This is a genomic window from Phytohabitans aurantiacus (assembly GCF_027923225.1).
Taxonomy (GTDB): Bacteria; Actinomycetota; Actinomycetes; order Mycobacteriales; family Micromonosporaceae; genus Phytohabitans; species Phytohabitans aurantiacus.
Genome location: NZ_BSDI01000014.1, coordinates 33,931 through 54,314, shown reverse-complemented (window position 1 = coordinate 54,314; position 20,384 = coordinate 33,931). Strand labels below are relative to the sequence as shown.

17 protein-coding genes are annotated in these 20,384 nt (G+C 72.4%); 9 read left to right on the top strand and 8 right to left on the bottom strand.

Translation table 11 applies throughout. The features are described 5' to 3' along the window. Positions 1-11 precede the first annotated feature (11 nt). Positions 12-866, top strand: coding sequence for a shikimate dehydrogenase (locus tag QMG73_RS17200; protein ID WP_281896731.1), 855 nt, complete (start codon positions 12-14; stop codon positions 864-866). Here the strand turns inward: QMG73_RS17200 and QMG73_RS17195 are convergent. From QMG73_RS17195 to QMG73_RS17185, 3 genes are all read right to left on the bottom strand, one after another. Continuing rightward, a complete protein-coding gene (locus QMG73_RS17195; protein ID WP_281896729.1) occupies positions 855-3,599 on the bottom strand; it encodes a TIM barrel protein in 2,745 nt (914 codons plus the stop codon). The genes QMG73_RS17200 and QMG73_RS17195 overlap by 12 nt on opposite strands. Positions 3,600-3,996: 397 nt before the next feature. Beyond that, positions 3,997-4,896: a hypothetical protein gene (locus QMG73_RS17190; RefSeq protein WP_281896727.1), complete on the bottom strand. Its 900-nt coding sequence runs from the start codon at positions 4,894-4,896 to the stop codon at positions 3,997-3,999. Next, positions 4,893-6,230, bottom strand: a complete 1,338-nt coding sequence (locus tag QMG73_RS17185) for a choice-of-anchor B family protein (protein WP_281896724.1) — start codon at positions 6,228-6,230, stop codon at positions 4,893-4,895. The genes QMG73_RS17190 and QMG73_RS17185 overlap by 4 nt, the downstream gene beginning before the upstream one ends. A gap of 211 nt (positions 6,231-6,441) precedes the next feature. Here QMG73_RS17185 and QMG73_RS17180 point away from each other — a divergent pair, with 211 nt between their 5' ends. Both QMG73_RS17180 and QMG73_RS17175 read left to right on the top strand, forming a co-directional pair. Continuing rightward, positions 6,442-6,999, top strand: a complete 558-nt coding sequence (locus tag QMG73_RS17180) for a hypothetical protein (RefSeq protein ID WP_281896722.1) — start codon at positions 6,442-6,444, stop codon at positions 6,997-6,999. Beyond that, positions 6,999-8,015, top strand: a complete 1,017-nt coding sequence (locus tag QMG73_RS17175; RefSeq protein ID WP_281896720.1) for a TrmH family RNA methyltransferase — start codon at positions 6,999-7,001, stop codon at positions 8,013-8,015. The genes QMG73_RS17180 and QMG73_RS17175 overlap by 1 nt, the downstream gene beginning before the upstream one ends. Positions 8,016-8,017: 2 nt before the next feature. On the opposite strand, the gene QMG73_RS17170 is transcribed toward QMG73_RS17175, so the two are convergent. Next, the gene (locus tag QMG73_RS17170; protein ID WP_281896719.1) at positions 8,018-8,515 is read right to left on the bottom strand and encodes a VOC family protein; all 498 of its coding nucleotides are present in this window, start codon (positions 8,513-8,515) and stop codon (positions 8,018-8,020) included. A gap of 126 nt (positions 8,516-8,641) precedes the next feature. On the opposite strand from QMG73_RS17170, the gene QMG73_RS17165 reads away from it, so the two are divergent. Continuing rightward, entirely contained in the window at positions 8,642-9,394 is a 753-nt protein-coding gene (locus tag QMG73_RS17165) for a helix-turn-helix transcriptional regulator (RefSeq protein ID WP_309299487.1), read from the top strand. Positions 9,395-9,884: 490 nt separating this feature from the next. Here QMG73_RS17165 and QMG73_RS17160 read toward each other — a convergent pair whose 3' ends face one another. Beyond that, positions 9,885-10,376 (bottom strand): MarR family winged helix-turn-helix transcriptional regulator, encoded by a 492-nt coding sequence (locus QMG73_RS17160; RefSeq protein ID WP_281896716.1) that lies wholly within the window; start codon positions 10,374-10,376, stop codon positions 9,885-9,887. Between the two features lie 67 nt (positions 10,377-10,443). Between QMG73_RS17160 and QMG73_RS17155 the strand changes: the two genes are divergently transcribed. Continuing rightward, complete coding sequence (locus QMG73_RS17155; RefSeq protein ID WP_281896715.1) at positions 10,444-11,289, top strand: NAD(P)H-binding protein; 846 nt, start codon at positions 10,444-10,446, stop codon at positions 11,287-11,289. After that, positions 11,286-11,954, top strand: a complete 669-nt coding sequence (locus QMG73_RS17150; RefSeq protein ID WP_281896712.1) for an NAD(P)-dependent oxidoreductase — start codon at positions 11,286-11,288, stop codon at positions 11,952-11,954. Before QMG73_RS17155 ends, QMG73_RS17150 begins: the two co-directional genes overlap by 4 nt. 50 nt (positions 11,955-12,004) lie before the next feature. Here the strand turns inward: QMG73_RS17150 and QMG73_RS17145 are convergent, their stop codons facing one another. Continuing rightward, a complete protein-coding gene (locus QMG73_RS17145) occupies positions 12,005-14,434 on the bottom strand; it encodes an FtsX-like permease family protein (protein WP_281896710.1) in 2,430 nt (809 codons plus the stop codon). Further along, the gene (locus QMG73_RS17140) at positions 14,428-15,159 is read right to left on the bottom strand and encodes an ABC transporter ATP-binding protein (protein WP_281896708.1); all 732 of its coding nucleotides are present in this window, start codon (positions 15,157-15,159) and stop codon (positions 14,428-14,430) included. Before QMG73_RS17140 ends, QMG73_RS17145 begins: the two co-directional genes overlap by 7 nt. 71 nt (positions 15,160-15,230) lie before the next feature. Between QMG73_RS17140 and QMG73_RS17135 the strand changes: the two genes are divergently transcribed. Both QMG73_RS17135 and QMG73_RS17130 read left to right on the top strand, forming a co-directional pair. Beyond that, on the top strand, positions 15,231-16,298 hold the full coding sequence (locus tag QMG73_RS17135; RefSeq protein ID WP_281896705.1) for a sensor histidine kinase: 1,068 nt from the start codon (positions 15,231-15,233) through the stop codon (positions 16,296-16,298). After that, entirely contained in the window at positions 16,295-16,948 is a 654-nt protein-coding gene (locus QMG73_RS17130; RefSeq protein ID WP_281896702.1) for a response regulator, read from the top strand. Before QMG73_RS17135 ends, QMG73_RS17130 begins: the two co-directional genes overlap by 4 nt. Before the next feature lie 27 nt (positions 16,949-16,975). Here QMG73_RS17130 and QMG73_RS17125 read toward each other — a convergent pair whose 3' ends face one another. Beyond that, positions 16,976-17,779 (bottom strand): maleylpyruvate isomerase family mycothiol-dependent enzyme, encoded by an 804-nt coding sequence (locus QMG73_RS17125; RefSeq protein WP_281896700.1) that lies wholly within the window; start codon positions 17,777-17,779, stop codon positions 16,976-16,978. Positions 17,780-17,955: 176 nt separating this feature from the next. Between QMG73_RS17125 and QMG73_RS17120 the strand changes: the two genes are divergently transcribed. Beyond that, on the top strand, positions 17,956-20,325 hold the full coding sequence (locus QMG73_RS17120; RefSeq protein WP_281896698.1) for a glycoside hydrolase family 95 protein: 2,370 nt from the start codon (positions 17,956-17,958) through the stop codon (positions 20,323-20,325). Positions 20,326-20,384: the final 59 nt, after the last annotated feature.

Below are 20,384 nucleotides of genomic sequence, written 5' to 3'. Positions count from 1 at the left end.
GGGAGGTGTCCGTGGTCCTGATTGGACTCGTCGGTGCCGGCATCGAACGATCACACGCGCCCTTGCTGCACCAGGCGGAGGCCGATCGACAAGGGATCCGGCTCCACTACACGACCATCGACTCGGCCGAACACGGGCTGTCCGCGGCCGACCTGCCCGACCTGCTCCGCTGGGCACGCACGCTTGGCTACCGGGGGCTGAACGTCACGCACCCGTTCAAGCAGGCGGTCCTGCCACACCTCGACGTGCTCTCGGATGACGCCCGGGTGCTCGGCGCGGTCAACACCGTCGTCTTCGACGACGATGCCAGCCGCGGCTACAACACCGACGCACCCGGGTTCGCCCGCAGCTTCGCCCGGGACTTCGCCACGGTGCCGCGCGAACGCGTCGTCCAGCTCGGCGCCGGCGGGGCCGGGTGCGCGGTCGCGCACGCCCTGCTGTCGCTCGGGGTGGGCACCCTCACCCTCGTCGACCTCGACCGCGCCAGGTCGACACGGCTGGCCAAGGCCCTCACCGCCGAGTTCGGTGAGGGCCGGGTCGTCGCGGGGCAGCCGGGCGAGCTGAGCGCCACGCTGGCGGCGGCCGACGGCGTCGTCAACACCACACCGGTCGGGATGGCGCATCATCCCGGATCACCGGTCCCGGACGCGGACCTGCGCGAGGACATGTGGGTCGCCGACATCGTCTACCGGCCGTTCGACACCGCCCTGCTGCGCGCCGCCCGCGCCGCCGGCGCACCGACACTGCACGGCGGCGGCATGAACGCGTACCAGGCCGTCGTGGCGTTCGAGCTGTTCACCGGGCGGCCCGCGGACGCGGCGGCGATGCGCGCCCACTCGGCGGAGCTGCTCGACTCAGGGCTCTGATCCGGCCGATCCCGCGGCGCGGTCGAGATGCTCCCGCGAGGCCGAGATGGCCATGCGGGCGTGCTCCTTCCCGCCCACCTGCGCCACCTGCGTCGCTTTGGGGATCTCCAACGCGTACGGCAGCCCGCGCGGCAGGGCGTCCAGGATGCCGTGCACGTCGATGCCGCCCTCGCCGGGGAAGAGCCGCTCGAACCGCGCGGTGTGGATGAGACCCTCGTTCGTGGCCGGAACCCTGGGCGGTGCGTCGCAGACGTGTATGAAGTGGAACCATTGAGCCGGCAGCTGGCGGAGGTCCGCGATGCTCGACCCGGACCGTGCGAAGTGCAGCAGGTCGATGAGGATGCCCGCGTTGGGCTGGTCGGCGCCGCGCAGCACGCGTGTCGCCTCGCGCAGGTCCGGTGTCTCCGTCCACGATGGAAACTCCAGGTCGACCGTGAGGCCGAGCGGTCGCGCCATCTCGCACAGCTGCGCGAACCGGTCGACCTTGCGCACCCGGTCGGGATCGGGCAGCTGCGTGATGACATGCCGCGCACCGAGCTCCGCACCCGCCTCCAGGAAGCGCAGGAAGTCCTTCGGGTCCTCGTCCGGGCTGATCCGGGCGAGCTCGACGTCGAGCACTTCGACGCCGGTCGCGGCGAGGCGGACCTTGGTGGTGCGCATCAGCGCCGGATCGGTGGCCAACGGGTAGTGCGGCTCCTGGGGCGTCACCCGCGTCATGCGCAGCCCGACGTACCGGTAGCCGGCGGCCGCGGCGGCGTCGACGAGTTCCGGCGGCGACAGGCTCAACGCCGTCAGATGCGCCAGCGAGTACTCGTGCCGCTCGTCCCGCCGGGACACGGGCGCGTCCCGCAGCGTGATCAGCCGGCGCTCCCGGTGGGCCGCCATCCGCACCGGCGCGCTCGCGTCGCCGTAGCCGGCGTACGCGTCGACGCGTTGCGCCACGGCGAAGAACACGCGCGAGCCGAGCATCTCGGTGTAGAAGTGCAGGTACGCGCCGTGCTCGTCGCGGTCATACATGATCGAGTACTCGCGCAGCGCCGCCAGCAGCTCGGCCGGCAGGTCGAGACGGGCGTCGAGGTCGGCGTAGTAGTTGTCCGGGATCTTCAGGATCGGTGCGCCGAGCGCGCGCATGGCCTTGGCGCTGGCGATCGCGTCGCCGGTGCGGAACGCGACGTGCTGCGGGTTCGGGATGGCCGGCGCCCAGTCGCCGCGACGCAGCGGCGCGGTGTGGAGCGTGATCCTGACCCGCCCGTCAGGATCGGTGGCGGCCCGGCCGCGGATCAGGCCGAAGGGCGCGGCGATCTCGGTGGTCTGGCCCGCGCGCAGCCCGAGCACCGCGCGGTAGAACAGGGTGGACTCGTCGAAGTCGTCGACGGCGTCGGTCAGCGAGACGTGGTCGGTGTCGGTGATGCCGCCCCTGGCGGTAGCCGTCGCGCCGGTCGGCAGGAAGTCCTGCAGCCAGCTCTCGCCGTCGGCACCGGTGCGTACCAGGAAGACCGCCGTACCGTCCGGCGCGGCCACCGACGCCAGCTCCGCCTCCTCCGGCTGGCGCAGCCGCGGCAGTACCGGAGCGAGCAGCCGCTCCGCCCGCCGCGTCGACCCGACCGGATCCTCGCTCTCCACCGCCAGCGCGCAGACCGACGCGGTACCCGGCACTACCGTCCTCTGTGGTGCGAAGTTCAGCAGGATCCGGGCCCTGCCCTGCTCCCACAGCTGCACCGGCTTGGAACGGTGCTGGCCGGTGTGGGTGAAGCCGAGCGCGGTCAGGGCGCGTGCCGTGACCGGACCGGAGACGGCGTCGACGGCGAGCTCGGTGAACACGTGGCCGGCGAGGGCGGGCGCCGGCGGCAGGCCGCTCGGTCGAAGCCGCTCCCGGACCGCACTCCCGGCGGCGGCGCCCGCCGTGCTCCTGGCCGTGGCGCTCGCCTCCTCTTGCAGTGCCAGCAGCGAGCGCATGCCGTCGATCGCCGCGTACCGGGGGTCCGCCTGCCGGTAGACGTCGTTGAACACCTCCAGCGACAGCGGCCCGTCATAACCGGTGGCGAGCACGTGGCCGACGAAGGCGGGCAGGTCGAAGGAGCCAAGGCCGGGAAACAGGCGGTGGTGCCGGCTCCACTCGACCACGTCCATGCTCAGCCGTGGTGCGTCCGCCAGCTGCACGTGGAACACCTTCGCCCCGGGTACGACCCGGATGCCGGCCGGGTCGTCGCCGCGCGAGAGCACGTGGAAGCTGTCCAGGCACAGGCCCAGCGCCGGATGGCCGGCGCGCCGCACGATGCGCCAGGCGTGCGCGTACGTGTTGACGAAACGGCCCCAGGCGAGGGCCTCGTACGCGATTCGCAGGCCCCGCTCCCCCGCCCGGCTGGCCAGGACGTGCAACTGTTCGGCGGCGAGGTCGTCGTCGTCCACCGCGTCGGCCGATACCGTCGAGCAGACCAGCAGGGTGCTGGCGCCGAGCTCTTCCAGGATGTCGAACGCGCGCTCCGCGCGCCGGAGGTTGGCGGCGAAGACGTCGGGCGCGACCGCCTCGAAGTCACGAAACGGCTGGTACAGGTCGATCGCCAGCCCGCGCCGCGCACACTCCTGGCGCACCCGGCGCGGCGACCACGACGACCCGATGAGGTCGCTGTCGAACAGTTCGATGCTCTGGAAACGCGCCGCCGCGGCGGCCGAGAGCTTGTCTTCGAGGGTCCCCGACAGACACACGGTCGCGATGGCCAGGCTGGACGACATCGGCACCTCCGACCCTCTGAACGTACTAGATAGTTACTTATACGCCTGATGCACCGACGTGGAAAGGGGTGAGGGTCAGGACCACCCCTGCCACCCCGACCGTGTGGCCGCGAAGGGCGAGGCCGCGGGAGCGACGGTCTTGCGCGCGACGCACGTCGCGGCAGCCCAGCCATCGGTCCTGGTGTTGCTCTTGCCCCTTCGCGCCTCCCGCCGATCAAGGGCGAATGCACGTGGTTGGATCGCTAAACCGCGTGCATTCGCCCTTGATCCATGCGAATGGCCTTGATCGGCGCGCAGGGCGCGCCGCCGCGCCGCCACGACGGCGCGCAGCCTCACACCCGGGGACCTCTTTCGTCTCAGGCCATGTGCACGGAAGGCGGGCGGGCTCTGGGTGCTGTTACGCCGCTACGACGGTGAACGGGGCTAGGTGGACGGTGCCCGCTGCTTTGAACTGGAGGAACAGGCGGTAGCGGCCGCGCTGCGGAAACTGGGTGTGAAACGTCAGCACGCCGTCGCCCGGCGCCGCCCGCTCGCTGGCCGGCATCGTGGGATGCAGGTGCGCGAGGCTCTGCGTGGTGGATTCGAACACCGAGGCGTGGGCGTAGGCGCCGAGGTACGGCTCGAGCGCGGTGACCGGGGCGCCGCCGGCGTCGAGAACCCGGAAACGCACGACCCTCGGCCGGCCCGCGACACCGTCCGCCGCGCCTTCCTCGCGCTCGACCGTGTATCCGGCGACCTTCACCCTCGGCGCGGGCGGCGGGATCGGCGCGTAGCTGGTGTCGCCGGCGACGACGAACGGCGCACCGAGCACAGTGGAGTGACCGCTGCCGGCGCGCGCCCGCGGCACGAACTCGGCGTAGAGCCGGTAGACGCCGCCGTCCGGTACGTCGACCGCCGCCGTCCAGGTGTCACCCGCGAGCGCCGGATGCAGGTGCTGGTAGAAGCTGAGGTCCTCGCGCACCACGTACAGGTGCAGCGGCTCGCTCAGCACCGGCTCGTATTCGGTGGTGGCCAGGCCGTCGGGGCCGAGGACGCGAAACGCCACCGGCAGCGCCTTGCCGCGCCGGTCGGGGAGCGTGACGGGCAACAGGGCGTACCCGTCGTGCTTGTCGGTCAAGCCGTCGCCGCCGTGGCCGCCCGGACTGTGCGTGGCCGGGGCCGCGGCCCGCTGGCCCGGAGCGGTCGGCTCCGGAGCCAGCGGGTTGATGTAGACCACCGCCGCGGCGAACAGCCCCACCATGCCCAGCGCGAGCCAGCGAACGGTCCGCCGGCCGTACTGAGCGTCGATCGCTGTCACGCCGCCGGCAGGTTCGGCCGCACCACGAACAGTCCACGTTGGATGCTGAAGATCGCCACGTTTCCGCTGGGGAAGAACGGGTACACGTGCCAGGCCCCCGCGAAGCCGGCTGCGTTGCTGGTCGGGTCGACGTCGAAGTACCCGGCCTCGGTCAGCGTCGACGGGTTGGCGATGTTGGTCAGTCGCACGATCCGCAACCCGGCCCGGTAGTTCGCCTGGTAGCTGTAGTTGCCCTTGACGAACTGGTTGTGGTCGGTGGCCGCCGTCGGACCCAGGTACGTGCCGGCGAGCACGGGAGCGGTCAGGCTCGCCATGTCGAACACGTACGTCTTGCCGCGGTGCCCGAACCGGGTCTCGTCGAGTTCGTCGTCGAGCACGAAGTACCGGTGGTTCTCGGTGAACCAGCCCTGATGGGTGTAGCCCCGCCCGGCGTACGCCTGCCGCGCCAGCCGCACCGGGGCGGCCTTGTTGGTCACGTCCCAGACCGTCAGCGTGTCCTCGTTGCTGGCCATCAGGATCTCGCGACCCTGGTACGCCGTGTGCGGGCCCCGGTACACGACCGCCTGCGCGTCATGGGTGTAGCCGTCGCCGCTCACGCAGCCCACGAAGCTGGGACTGGTCGGGTTGGCCAGGTTGAACATGCGCGAGCCGCCGCTGCACGTGTTGGAGCCGTTGACGTACGCGATGCCGGTCGCGTTGTTGATGTGGATGGTGTGCCCGTTGTTGAACGACGTGTTGCGGGCGTCGGCGGTGAACGTCTGCGGAGTCGTGACGGTGCGCAGCCGGGCCAGGTTGAAGATCTGCATCCCGTGCGCGCCGTTGTTGTCCGACACGATGTAGGCGTGATTATTGTGGACACTCAGTTCACGCCAGCTCGACGTGCCGGTGGCGCTCGGCAGGTTCCCCAGATACCGGGGATTGACGGGGTCGCTGATGTCGACGAACGCCGTGCCCGTGGTGCGGCCGACGATCGCGTACTCCTTGCCGGTGGTCGTGTCGGTCCAGCCCCAGCCCGCGGAGCCACTCCCCCCGCCCATGCTCGACAGCGGCAGGTTGCCCAGCAGATCCACGTTCTGGCACGGGTATCCGCCCGCCGTTCCGCCGCTGCACGTCGCCGCGGCGGCCGCCGCCAGCGGGATGGACAGCGGGTCGACCTGTGCCGGCAGGTCGTGGTTGTGGTCATGGCTGCCGTCCGCGGCCAGCCACGGCATCGTCTTGAGGTCTCGCGGGCCTACGCGGTCAGGATCGCGGGCCGAGGCGCTGCCCGTCAGCGTCAAGCTCAACGCCGACGCCACGCACAGCGGTAGGAGGAAATACAAGGGCCGACGCCGCATGGCGCACCTCCCGCGGCGGCCCGAGGATCGCCCGCGCCGCCAATCGAAGGTAGTCACTGTGTAAGCGACGGTACGCGGTCAGTAGCGTCACGCTCAAGAGCCAGCGCTTTGATCCTGTCGACGTTCCGGCCGGGTAGGCGCGCCGTCGCCGGTTCGGCGGGCGAATATCGGTGGTGTGGTGGGTCGCCGGACTGCTATCACATCCCGGTGAATGCCGTTGAGCCGTAGCCTGCACACTGATCCGTATCCGATACGCGCCGCCCGCCGGGCCGGCGTGCCCGTGCGCGTGCGGCGCTGCCCGCCACGTCCCGGGTTCACCCATCCCGCCGGCCCCGCCGATGTCGTTCGGGTCCTGAGCTTCTTCGGGGCGGCGGTCACCTACGGCCTGCGCGCCATCGAGCTACGGCAGCGGCCGGCCGCTGACACCGGACTGGCGGTCGCGGCCCTGCGGGTGCCCGGGATCGTGCTGCTGTTCGAGCAGCCCGTGTCTCCGTGGGTGCTGCCCGGCCGCCTCACGGACGGGACGGCGGCGCGTTTGGAGCGCGCGGGTGCCCGGGTCACGGGTGGCCAAGCCGGCACCCGGGTCGACTGGCCCGGCGACACGCTGCGCGACTTCATGCTCTTCGACGGCCTGATGCACGAAATCGGCCACCACATGATCCAGCACGCCGCGCGCAAGTACCGCGCACCCGCGATGCGCACCGCCGATCATGAGCGCCGCGCGGACGCGTACGCGATGCGGGCCCGGCACGCCTGGGCGGCACGGTGATGAGCCCGCGTGCCCGGCTGATCGGCGATGGTGTCGAGAACCCCGCCAACGCGGAGGCGCTTGCCGAGGCGGCACGGATGTTCGCGATACCGTGCGGTTTCCGCGACAGCCGCGGCCTCGCCGCACACCTTCCAGGTCTGTCCACCGTGGACAACGCCGCGCTGTTCGGCGGAGCGGGTCCACTCATCGCCGTCGACAACACGCCTGGGGCCGAGTCGGTGTACCGCTCCGGTCGACTCCACAGTGGAGCGTCCATCGTGGTGGGCAACGAACGTCGCGGCATCCGTCCAGACGTCCTGCGCGCCGCCGCGAAGACGGTGCACATCCCGATGCCGGGGCGCGGGGTCAACACGCTCAACGTAGCGACAGCCGCTGCCGTGGCCATGTACTACCTGCTGGACGCGCACGGCCGTCGCCAGGCACGCGCCCCTCGCCCCGAGTCGCACCGTCCGGCCCTGTTGTTCGGGGCGCCGCGGGACCACGTCGAGGCCGGCAGTTCGCTGCGTTCGGCGGCGGCGTTCGGCTGGCAGAGCGTCGCCGTCGACGACCGCGAGAAGGTGTGGTTCGGCACCCCGCGCCCGGTACGCAACGAGGCCCGAGCCGCCGCGCGCAGCCACCGCAACCCGCTGCGCGTGCTACCGGCCGGCGACGCCTGGGTATCCCCGGCCGCCGGCCGGGTCGTGGTCTGTGGACCGCACGTCAACGGTCCGCCCCTGCACCGCACGGACCTGACCGGCCCCAACACGCTGCTCGTCATCCCGGACGGCGATGGCTGGAATCCTCCGCCCGGTGCCGAGTTCGCCCGCGTCACCGCGCCCGGAACCCCTGGCCGGTACCGCCTCCTCACGGGCATCGTGCTCGCCGAGGCGGCCCGCCAGCTCGGCGCCCGCGGCGGCCAAGCCCCCCGTCCACCTCGGCGCGGCCTGTCGTACGGCAGCGCGGCCTGGACCTGGCCACCCCGGACGCCGAGCTCGTCCAACCGTGGGAACTCGTCCACTACTGAGCTGGCACGGTGAGGTCAGCTCTGCTGGGCGGCCCACTCAGCGACGCGCCGGGCGCTCTCTTCCTCGGAGAGGTCTTCGACCCGGGTCATGAGCGACCAGCGCACCCCGAACGGGTCGCGGATGCTGGCGAACCGATCGCCGGAGACGAACGTCGTGGCCGGCTCCCGCACGCTCGCGCCCGCCTTCTCGGCCCGCGCGAGCAGGTCGTCGACGTCCGGGGTGTAGAGGCCCATCGAGTAGCAGTCCTTGTCACCCTCGGGCGCCGGGACCAGGCCGTAGGCGTCCGTCGGCTCGCCGAGCTGGAGGTGCCCGTTGCCGAAGTCGAGAACCGCGTGCGCCACCACACCCCCGAACTCGGTCACGTCCACCACCCGAGCGCCGAACACGTCCCGGTAGAAGGCGATCGCGCCGCGAGCGTCCGGGATCGCCAGGAACGGGGTCAGGCTCGTGACGCCGTGCGGGGTGCCGTTGGTGGTGTGCTCGCCGTTGGCGGCCTGGTATGTATCGGTCATGATCATGACACTAGGCGCGCGCCGTGGGGGCTGGCTTGGAGATTCGCGACAGCCCGTACCGTGGCTCGGGTGAGCCAGGACCATCGCGGCATCCTGTACCCGGCGCAGCTGCCGACCTTCGCCCGGCTGGACCCGCCGGAGGAGGTGGCCGCGCTCGTGCGGTGGTTCTGGATCCCGGAGTGGCGGATCGCCCCGGGTCGCACCTCGCGCCAGCACGTCATCCCCTTCCCCGCCTGCAACCTCGTCGTCGAGCACGACGGGGTGGGGCTGGCCGGCCCCGCGACGCGCCGTTCGCACCGGGATCTCACCGGCACGGGCTGGGCCGTCGGTGCCCTGCTGCGCCCCGCCGCGGTGCCGTCGTTCACGCCCGAGCCGGCGGAGCTCCGCGACACGTACCTCGCGATGGACCTGCCCGACCTGCGGGCCCGCGTGACCGACGCCATGAACCAACCCGCGGACGGGCCGCTGCGGCACCGCCGAGCGGTCGACGCCTTCGCCGGCTGGCTCGCCGGGGCGGTGCCGCCGCCAGACCCGGAAGCGCTGCTGGCCAACGCGCTCGCCGAACTCGTCGACAGCGACCCGACCGTGCTGCGGGTCGAGGATGTCGCCAGCCGCCTGCACGTGTCCACGCGCACGGTGCAGCGCATCGCCCGCCGGTACGTGGGGCTGCCGCCGCTGACGATGATCCGCCGGCGCCGGCTCCAAGAGGCCGCGCAGCGGCTACGCACCGACCCGGGCACCAGCCTGGCGGCGCTGGCGTCGGAGCTCGGCTACGTCGACCAGGCCCACCTGGCCACCGAGTTCCGCACCGTCCTCGACTTCACCCCCAGCTCCTACCGCGCCTCGACAACACACCCACCCAACGACCATTCCGACTAGAGATATGAGCTACCGCGACGTCCGTCGCGCGCAAGACCGCCGCTCGACGAACGTGTCGCCGCGCGGCGCGCGGTGCGCGGTGCGCGGTGCGCGGTGCGCGGTGCGCGGTGCGCGGTGCGCGGTGCGCGGCGCGCGGTGCGCGGTGCGCGGCGCGCGGCGCGCGCCGATCAAGGGCATTCGCATGGATCAAGGGCAAATGCACGCGGAAAGAGATCCAAGCGCGTGCGTTCGCCCTTGATCGGCGTAAGCGGCGTGGCGACACGCCGTGCCGGGCTGGCCTCGGGGCGGACGCGCATAGAGAAGAGATCGAACCACGTGCGTTTGCCCTTGATCGGCGGCACTGGCCGGCGCGGCGCGGACCGGCGCGGGCCGGCGCGGCGCGGGGTGGCGCGGCGCGGGGTGGCGCGGGCCGGCGCGGCGCGGGGTGGCGCGGCGCGGGGTGGCGCGGCGCGGGGTGGCGCGGGTCGGCGTGGGGTGGGGTGACGCGCGGTCAGGGGGTGCCGGTGGTTGTTAGGGTGCGGGTCGCTGTCAGGCCGGCGGCGGTGGTTTTGGTCAGGAAGTCGGCGATCAGCTCTAGCTGCTGCTGGTCGTAGTCGGCGCAGATGGTGTCCATCGCCGAGTTCATGCCGGCGAAGAGCCGGAAGACCTCCCCGCCGCGCTCGGGCAGCGCCCTGACGGTGACGGCGCGCCGGTCGGCGGGGTCGCGTTCGCGCGCGATCCAGCCGGCGCGTTCCAAGCGGTCGAGGATGCCGGTCATGGTGGCCGGGTGCAGGCCGGCCTGGCGGGCCAGGGCCGTTGGGCTCACCGGACCGTGGCGCTGGATGAGGTCGAGGCAGTCCATGTCGGCGTCCTTTATGGCCAGTTGGCCACCGACCTGGCGGTTGAGCGCGGACAGCTGGTTGTGCAGCTCGCGCAGGCCGTTCTTGATCTGACTCGTGAGCTGCCTCCGGCCGCGCTGACCTCCCGATGTTACGTGACTCATATTGTTTGGGTCTCCAATCAACGATAGTTTGGTTCTCGTAGGATACGACATCGAAAGGATCCAGACCATGATCCTCATTACCGGCGCTACCGGCGTCGTCGGCCGGGAAACCGTCAGGCTCCTGGTGGAGCAGGGCGCGAAGGTCGCCGCCGTCACCCGCGACCCACACGCCGGCCTTCCCGCGGCTGCCCAACTGGTCCACCCCGACGAGGTCGCCACCCTCGACGGTGTGGAGGCGATCCTGCTCAGCCCGCGCGCGGTCGGTGCCACCGCCGCCGCTCTGCTTGATCGCGCCCGCGAGACAGGTACCGGCAGGGTTGTCGTGCTGTCCGCCGTGACCGTGCAGTACCCGGCGGGACTCCCCCGCTTCCGGCAGCAGTTCGAGGCGGTCGAGGACCTCGCCAAGCGCTCGGGCCTCGACTGGACGATCCTGCGCTGCACCGACTTCGCCGCCAACACTCTCGCCTGGGCCCGACAGATCGGGGCCACCGGGACCGTGCGGGGCGCGTACGCGGAGGCGCGCACCTCGACGATCGACGAGCGCGACATCGCCGCGGTGGCCGCCCTGGCCCTTGCCCAGCCGCACCACGCCGGCCAGATCTACCCGCTCACCGGCGAGCAGTCGCTGACCCAGGCGGACAAGGTCGCCGCGCTCAGCGAGGCGCTCGGCCGCCCGATCTCGTTCACCGAAGCCACGCCGGAGGAGATCCGCCGCGGCATGCTCGCCGCCGGCCTGCCCGACGAGGTACCCGATCGGCTGCTCGGTTCGCTGGCCGATTACGCCCGCGAACCCGGCCCCACCACCGACGCCGTGCGGCGGTTGCTGGGCCGCCCGGCCCGCACCTACGCCACCTGGGCGACCGACCACCGCGCCGCTTTCGCCGCCGCCTTCACCACCGGAGGACCCCGATGAAGCTCACCGTCGTCGCCGCCACCGGCGGCATCGGGCGCCACCTGGTCGGGCAGGCGGTCGCCGCCGGACACCACGTCACCGCCGTGGCCCGCGGCCCCCGTGACATGCCGGCCGGCGTCCGCGTGGTCGCCGTCGACCTCACCCGGCCCGACATGCGGGCGCTCGCCTCGGCCGTACGCGGAGCCGACGCCGTCCTGTCCGCCCTCGGCCCGCGTAACCCGCGCGCCGACGCGGGCATCACCTCGCAGGGCACCCGCGCGATCGTCACCGCGATGCACGCCGAAAACGTCCGGCGGCTCGTCATCGTCAGCGCCGCACCCGTCGGACCGGTGCCCGTGCCCGGCCAGCCGACAGCACCCCGGCACGACCCCGGCGACGGCTTCTTCATGCGCTACCTGGGCACCCCGCTGACCCACGCCATGTTCGGCCGGCACTACGCCGACCTCGCCGCCGCCGAGCAGATACTGCGCGACAGCGGCCTGGAATGGACCGTGTCGCGCCCGCCCAAGCTCACCGACAAACCCCTGACCGGCCGCTACCGCACCGCGCTGAACCGCAACATCCGCGGCGGGTTCTCCGTGCCTCGCGCCGACGTCGCGCACCACATGCTCGCCGTGATCGACCAACCCGAGACCATCAAGCAGGTCATCGGCATCGCGAGCTGACGGGACCAGCGCCGCTCCGCGCAGGGCGCGAGTTGCCGCAACGGCCGCCGCTACTCGGCGAGGGCCATGGGGCGGCGCAGCCGGCGCCACACCGGTAGCACGGTGGCGAGTACCGCCAGGGCCGCGGCCGCGATCGTCACCGCGCCCAGGGCGGGCCAGGGCATGACGATCGCGGTCGGTCCGACCAGCCGCAGCAGCGCCAGCCATAGCCCGAGCAGGCCGACGGTGGTGGCGGCGGCCGCCAGGACCACGCCGGCGACAACCGCGAGGAGCGCCTCCCCGACCAGGGCTCGCAGTACCTGCCCATTGGTGGCGCCGGTCAGCCGCAGGGTGTCGATGTCGGTGCCGCGCTCCGAAGAGGCCATCAGCAGCGTGTTGACGATGGCGATACCGGTGTAGCTGAGCACGATACCGAGCACGATGAACAGGCCGATGCGGCTGGCGTCGGCCGAGCGGTCGGCCGCCGTCGCCGCCCACGCGCGCTTGGTGAGCACCTGCGCGTCCTCCCCCGCGACGGCCGCGCGCAGAGCCCGCTCGACACCGGCCGGATCGGCGCCGGCGCGCAGCTTCACGTACACCAGCGGCGCCAGCGCGGTGGCGTAGCGGGCGGGCAGGTAGGCGTCGGGGTACTGGCCCTCGGCCACGACCCCGGTCACCCGCAGCCTCGCCGGTGTGCCGTCGGCGAGCCAGACGTCCACGTACTCACCGACGCCGGCGCCCCAGTTGTCCGGTACGACGATGGACGCGCTGTCGGGGGTGGACATGGCCCCGGCCTGGAGCCGCACGTCGAGAACGTTCGGCACGGCGGCCGCCGTCACCGCCTTCGCCGGCCAGGCCACCAGTACCGCACCGGCGTGCACCCGGTAGACGGTCGTGGGTACCGGCGCGACGGCATCGACGCCGTCGACCGCGGTGAGCCGGTCGACCAACGCGCGGCTCACTCCGGGCGCGCCCACCGGCCGTACGAGATAGTCGGCGAACATGGACCGTTCGCTCTGCTCGGCCTCGGCCACGTCGATGGTGCCGGCGGCACCGCCGAGCAGTCCGGTCAGCGCCACGGTGACCAGTACCGGCGAGGCCGTCACGGCGGTCCGCCGCACCGCCGTGAGGGCGTTCTCGCGGACCAGCATGGCCGTCGCGCCACGCAGCCGCCGCAGCGGCGCGGTCAGCCGGAGCGCGAGGGGGCGCACCACGGCGGGCGCGAGCAGGCCGCACGCCACGACCAGCACCATCACCGTCGGCATGTAGGTCTTGTCGGACGTCGCGGAGTCCGGATCGACCACCGCGGCGCCGATCATGACGATGGCGGCGGCGAGGGTACCGAGGCCGGCGAACCAGCGGACGAGCGTCATGGCGCGGGTGTCGAGGGCCGCCTCGCGCAGCGCCTCGACCGGGCGGACCCGGCCGGCCCGCCAGGACGCCACGGCGACCCCGGACAGCGCGACCGTCACGCCGCTGGCGAGCGCCACCGCGAGGGGGATCCAGGAGCCGCTGTCCGGCAGCCACGCCGGCGCCATGTCCAGGCGGATCAGCCAGTCCAGCACGGCCGGAGCGCCGGCGGCGCCGAGCGCGCAGCCCAGCGCCGACGCCACGACGCTGACCAGCGCCGCTTCCCCGTACAGCATGCGGCGCACCTGCCCCGGGGTGGCTCCGGTGACGCGGAGAAGGGCGAACTCCCGCCGCCGCTGCACCACCGAGTAGCCGAACGTCGAGGCCACCACGAAGATCGCCACGAACGCCGCGAAGCCGCCCGCGATGCCGACCAGCGCGTTGGTGTCGTTGAGGACGTCGGCGTCGCGGTCCCGGTCGGGATCGAGCTCGCCCAGCTCGACCCCGGTCAGCACGCGCGCCCGGTCGCCGACGCTCGCCCGTACCGTGTCCGGCGGATCGGTCATGACCAGCGCGTCGATCCTCGGGGACAACCGTGCCGCCTCCGAGTCGGCGAAGAACACCGGCGTCTCGAAGCCGCGCGACGCCACGAGGCCGGAGACGGTGTACGGGCGGGTGGCGGTGAGGGTACGCACCTCGACGCGGTCGCCGGGCCGGGCGCCACCGGTGACCACCACCTCCGCCTCGTTCGCCGGTGCCGAACCGGCCGTGAGGGCGTAGCCGGTGTACCGGGCCGAGGACCAGCCGTGCCCGGCCGGCTCCCGCGCGGGTACGCCGGCCAGCTGGGCGTAGAACGTGCGGTCGGGCACCCCGGCGCCGAGCCGGGCCACGAGGTCCGCCGGCAGCCCGGGCGGGTCGACGAGTCGCTCGGTCTTCGTGTCGTACGCCGTCGAGACCGTCAACGTGCCGTGCGGCGCGACGACCGTCACGTCGCCTGTGTACCGCACGGGCGGACGGGGCGGCGCGGCGACGCTGGCCGCGAGGACCAGGCCCATCGCGGCGATCAGTCCGGCGCCGCCGGTGAGCGCGACGAACGTGCCGGCGAAAGACACCCAGCGGGTACGCAGCGTGGCAAGGGCGATGGTCAGCACGGCGCCGCCGCCAGCCGGGTCATCCGGGTCGCCACCGTCGCGGCGGTCGGCTCGACGAGCTCGTCGACGATCCGCCCGTCGGCCAGGAACAGCACCCGGTCGGCGAACGAGGCGGCGACCGGGTCGTGCGTGACCATGACGATCGTCTGCCCGTACCGGTCGACCAGGTCGCGCAGCAACCGCAGCACGCCGTGACCGGTCGCGGTGTCCAGCGCACCGGTCGGCTCGTCGGCGAAGAGGACCCTGGGGTGTACCGCCAGCGCGCGGGCGATCGCGACCCGTTGCTGCTGACCGCCCGAGAGCTCGGCGGGGCGATGCCCGGCCCGGTCGGCCAGTCCGACGGCGGCGAGCGCGGTGCGCACCGCCTCTGGGTCCGGCCGGCGGCCGGCGAGCCGGATCGGCAGCTCCACGTTCTGGGTGGCGGTCAGCGACGGCATCAGGTTGAACGACTGGAACACGAAGCCGACCAGGTCGCGGCGCAGCAGGGTGCGCCGGTTCTCGCTCAACCCGGTCAGGTCGGTGCCGGCGATGAACACCCGGCCGGCGGTCGGCCGGTCCAGGCCGGCGGCGCACTGCAGCAGCGTCGACTTGCCGGAGCCGGACGGCCCCATCACCGCGGTGAACGTGCCCGCCGCCAGTTCCAGGCTCACGTCGTCGAGCGCGGTCACCGCACGCTCGCCGCGCCCGTACGTGCGGCTGACCGACCAGAGTTGCACAGCATTCATGCGTTGATCTTCTGGCGGTTCCGCGGATCTGACATCGCCGGTGCGACGGGGCTCGCGCCTCCCTCGCTCGGGTGAGACGGCTATTGTCGATCATCGTGTGGCGGCGACGGCGGGGCGACCTGGCACTGGCGGCGGCGGTGCTGTTCGCCCAGTCGGTGCCCTTCCTGTTCGACCCGGAGCCGTGGCAACTCGCCGGCTACCTGCCGGTGGTCGGCTCGGCCCTTCCGCTGGTGTTCCGGCGTAAAGCGCCGCTGCTGTGCCTGCTGCTCACCGAGCTGTGCGTCGGCGCGTACGACCTGATCGGCACCGGACCCGCCCAGCCGGTCTGGTACGGCGCGCTCGTCGGCCTGTACACCGTCGCCGACCTGGCACCGAAGTGGCACCGGGTGGCCGCGCTGGCGATCACCGCGATCGGGCTGACCGCCACCGTCGGCGCGCCCGCCACCGCCGCCCGCGAGCTGCTGACCTGGTCCGCCGCGTACGCGCTCGGCGCGCTCACCCGCGGCCGCCGCGAACTGGCCCGCGCCAACGCACGCCAGGCCGCCGAGCTCGCCGCCGCCCGTGAGCGCGCCCGGATCGCCGCCGACCTGCACGACATCCTCGGCCACGCGTTCAGCATGATGGTCGTACAGGCCGAAGCCGGCGCCGCCGTCGCGCAGCGCGACCCGGAGCGGGCGGGTACCGCGTTCGACGCGATCGCCACCGCCGGCCGCGACGCGATGCGCCAGCTCCGGCAGGCCGTCGGCACCCTGAAAGACAGGCCGCCACCCGGCCTGGCCAACCTGGGCGACCTCGTCGGGCAGGCCGAACTGGCCGGCCTGCACGTGCGCGTCCGCAGCTCCGGCACACCGCGCGAACTGCCCACCGACGTGCAGCTCGCCGCGTACCGGATGGTCCAGGAGGCGCTGACCAACGTGGTCAAGCACGCCCAGGCGGGCACGGTCGAGCTACGCACCGGGTGGACTGGCGGCGGGTTCCGGCTCAGCGTCGCCGACGACGGCGTCGGCTCCGCCCGGCCAGCCGCCGGCGGGCACGGGCTGTCCGGTATGCGGGAGCGGATCGCCGCCGCCGGCGGGGAGGTCACCGTGGGCACCGGGCTGCACGGAAAAGGGTTCAAGGTGGAGGCGGTGTTCCCGTGATCCGGGTGGTGGTGGCCGACGACCAGGAGCTCGTCCGCGCCGGCTTCGCGCTGATCCTCGGCGTCCAGGACGACATCGAGGTGGTCGCCGAGGCCGGCGACGGCGCGGAGGCGGTACGGGCGGTCCGGGCGCACAAGCCCGACGTGGCGCTGCTCGACATCGAGATGCCGATCCTGAACGGCATCGGCGCGGCCCGGCAGATCTGCGCCGAGACCGACACCCGCGTCATCATGCTGACCACGTTCGACTCCGACGCGTACGTCTTCGACGCGCTCCGCGCGGGTGCCAGCGGGTTCCTGCTCAAGGACGTCCGTCGCGACGACCTGGTGCACGCGGTCCGGGTCGTCGTCGACGGCCAGGCGCTGCTCGCCCCGGCGGTGACCCGCCGCCTCGTCGACGACGCGGTCCGGCGCCAGCCCCGACCGGGCCCGGTGATCGGGCTGGACCGGCTCACCGACCGCGAGCGGGAGACGCTCGAACTGCTCGGGCAGGGCCGGTCCAACGCCGAGATCGCCGCCGCGTTCACCGTCAGCGAGCACACCGTGAAAACCCATGTCAGCAACGTGCTGAGCAAACTGGGGCTGCGCGATCGGGTACAGGCCGTGATCTGTGCGTACGAGTCCGGCCTGATCACGCCCGGCGAACGGTGAGGTGCTGGAGTCGTGCGGCGGTGCCGGTCAGTCGGCGATGTGGGCGGTGTTGTCGAGCCAGTGCCGCACGATGCCGGCGTCGCCTTCGATCGTGATCTTGGTGGTTTCGCGGTCGGTGAGCGGAAGTCGCCGGGTCAGGACCAGCAACAGCGACTGTGCCGAGCCGGTGACCGTCACGTCGGCCGGTTTGGTTCCGGGCTGCCACGCCGCTCCGTCCGGCCGCCGTTCGACGAACCAGGCGCCCGTGCCGTCCGCGGTGTCGGTAGCCAGCAACTGCAGCGTCTGCCCGGTGCCCCGGATCGCGTGGGCGGACTCGGAGCGCTGCAGCTCCCAGGTGGGAGAGGTGAGCATCGCCAGGTGGTTGCTGATGAGCGCGGCCGCGATGTCGGGGGCGATGTCGGCCGGCCGGCCCGCCGCGTTGTCCCCGTCGAAGCCGTGGACGACCGTCTCGTTGAGGACGCTGGACATCCAGAAACGCGTCCCGGTCCGCCCGTCCGCCGCGGCGTTGAACACCGGCGCGTCCATCGCGTCGTCGGAGAGCGCGTCCGCGACCCGCTGCGCCGACTGCGACAGCCACGCCTCCCACTGGCGGGGATCGGCGGGCAGGGCGGCCGCCCCCGTGGGCAGCTGGGTGGGGTCGGTGATGCGCCGCTCGATGATCTCCGCGACCCAGTTCTGGGTCTGGCCGACGTGCTCTACCAGGTTGGTTATCGTCCACTCCGGGGTGGTCGGCACGGCGGCGTCAGGTCCGGCAGCGGCGGCCGATTCGGCCAGGCGCCGGGTGTGTTCGATGATCGCTCGCCGGGCACGTTCGGGATTCAGCTCGGTCATTGGAGGACCGTAGCAACAGTCCCCTTCATAAAAGCTTCGTCGCCCGAGGGTGAACGGGCGATGCCGAGGACGGTACCAACGCTGCCTTTCAGATCGGCTTCATCGGATCATGGACCCTGTGCATCCGATATCTTTGGGCGGGCCTTGAGCAGGTACGACGTGGGAGGAGCGGTCTGGTGAGTCGCATCATGTCCGGCGACCCGCTGACGCTCTGGTACGACGAGCCGGCCACCGACTGGGAGACCCAGGCGCTGCCGATTGGAAACGGAGCGCTGGGCGGCATGGTCTTCGGCGGCGTGGCCGTCGAGACGGTCCAGTTCAACGAGAAGACGCTGTGGACCGGCGGGCCGGGCTCGACGCAGGGGTACGACTTCGGCAACTGGAGCTCGCCCCGGCCCGGCGCGATCCAGCAGGTACAGCGGGATCTCGACCAGCGGCTGCGGATCAGCCCGGACGAGGTCGCCAGCCGGCTCGGGCAGCCGAGGAACGGCTTCGGCGCGTACCAGACCTTCGGCGACCTCACGCTGCGCCTGCCCGCCGGCCCCGGCGCGCTGCGGGAGTACCGGCGCGAGCTGGACATCGCCAACGCCGTGGCCCGCGTGTCCTATGTGGATGACGGTGTCCGATACACCCGCGAGTACTTCGCCAGCCATCCGGACGGGGTGCTCGTGATACGCGTGAGCGCCGACCAGCCGGGCAAGGTGGCGTTCAGCGCCGGCGTCTCCGCGCCCGCCAACCGGTCGAAGACGGTTACCGCCGCAGGCGGGCGGATCACGTTCGCCGGCAAGCTCGACGACAACAAGCTCACCTTCGAGAGCCAGATCCAGGTACGCAACGAGGGCGGCTCGCGTACCGACAACCCGGACGGCACCGTGACCGTCAGCGGCGCCGACGCGGCCGTCCTCGTGCTCGGCGCGGGCACCGACTATGCCGCCAGCTATCCGGCCTACCGCGGGCCCGACCCGCACGCCGCGGTCACCGCCGCCGTCGACAACGCGGCGGCCCAGTCCTGGGACGCCCTGCTGGCCCGGCACGTGGCCGACCACAGGCGGCTCTTCGACCGCGTGTCGCTCGACATCGGACAGTCGATGCCGGCGACGCCCACCGACGAACTGCTGAGCGCCTACCGGGGCGGCACCAGCCCGGCGGAGCGCGCGCTGGACGCGCTCTACTTCCAGTACGGACGCTACCTGCTGATCGCCTCGTCGCGAGACGGCTCGCTGCCGGCCAACCTGCAAGGTGTGTGGAACAACTCCGTCAGTCCACCGTGGAGCGGCGACTACCACGTCAACATCAACCTGCAGATGAACTACTGGCCGGCCGAGACCACGAACCTGTCGGAGACCACCGGGCCGCTGTTCGACTACGTGGACTCGCTCGCGCCACCGGGCCGGCACACCGCTCGGTACATGTACGGCAACCGCGGCTGGGTCGTCAACAACGAGACCAACCCGTTCGGCTTCACCGGAGTACATGACTACCCGCAGTCGTTCTGGTTCCCTGAGGCGGGCGCCTGGCTCGCGCTGCACTACTGGGAGCACTACCTGTTCACGAAAGACACCGCGTTCCTGCGGCGGCGCGCGTACCCGCTGATGAGGGAACTGGCCGAGTTCTGGCTCGACGAGCTGGTGACCGACCCGCGCGACGGCAAGCTGGTGGTGTCGCCGAGCTTCTCCCCCGAGAACGGAGACTTCACCGCGGGCGCCTCGATGTCGCAGCAGATCGTGTGGAGCCTGTTCACCAACGTGCTGGAGGCGGGCAAGGTACTCGGCGGCGACGCCGCATTCCAGTCCACCGTACAGTCCACACTGGAGCGTCTCGACCCGGGCCTACGGATCGGCTCCTGGGGCCAGCTTCAGGAGTGGAAAGGCGACTGGGACAGCCCCACCGACCAGCACCGGCACGTCTCCCACCTGTTCGCCCTGCACCCCAGCGACCAGATCGCCCCGCTGACCGACCCCGAACACGCGGCCGCGGCCAGGGTGTCGCTCACCGCCCGCGGCGACGGCGGCACCGGCTGGAGCAAAGCCTGGAAGATCAATTTCTTTTCGCGCCTGCTGGACGGCGACCACGCGCACAAGATGCTGAGCGAGCAGTTGCGCTACAGCACGCTCAGCAACCTGTGGGACACCCATCCGCCATTCCAGATCGACGGCAACTTCGGTGCCACCGCGGGCGTCGCGGAGATGCTGCTGCAGAGCCACACCGGTGACGTGCACGTGCTTCCCGCACTGCCCGGCGCGTGGCCGGACGGCGCGGTCACCGGCCTGCGGGCCCGCGGCGACTTCACCGTCGACGTGCGGTGGGCCAGCGGCGCGGCCAGCGAGATCGCGGTCACCGCCGGCTCCACCGGCGAGGTGGCGCTGCGCAGCCCGCTCTTCGCCGGCCCGTACCGGCTCGTGGACGCGACCACCGGCCGCGAGGTGCGCCCGGACGGAAACGGCGAGCGGATCACGTTCACGGCACGCGAGGGACACCGGTACGTCGCCACCGCCGTGGGCCCGGGACACCACCGTCCCGGGCCGCACCGCCAGGGGCTAGTTTGACCAGGTGTAGCCCGCCAGGGCGGCCCCGGCCTGGGCCAGACCGAGCACGACGGCCGCCC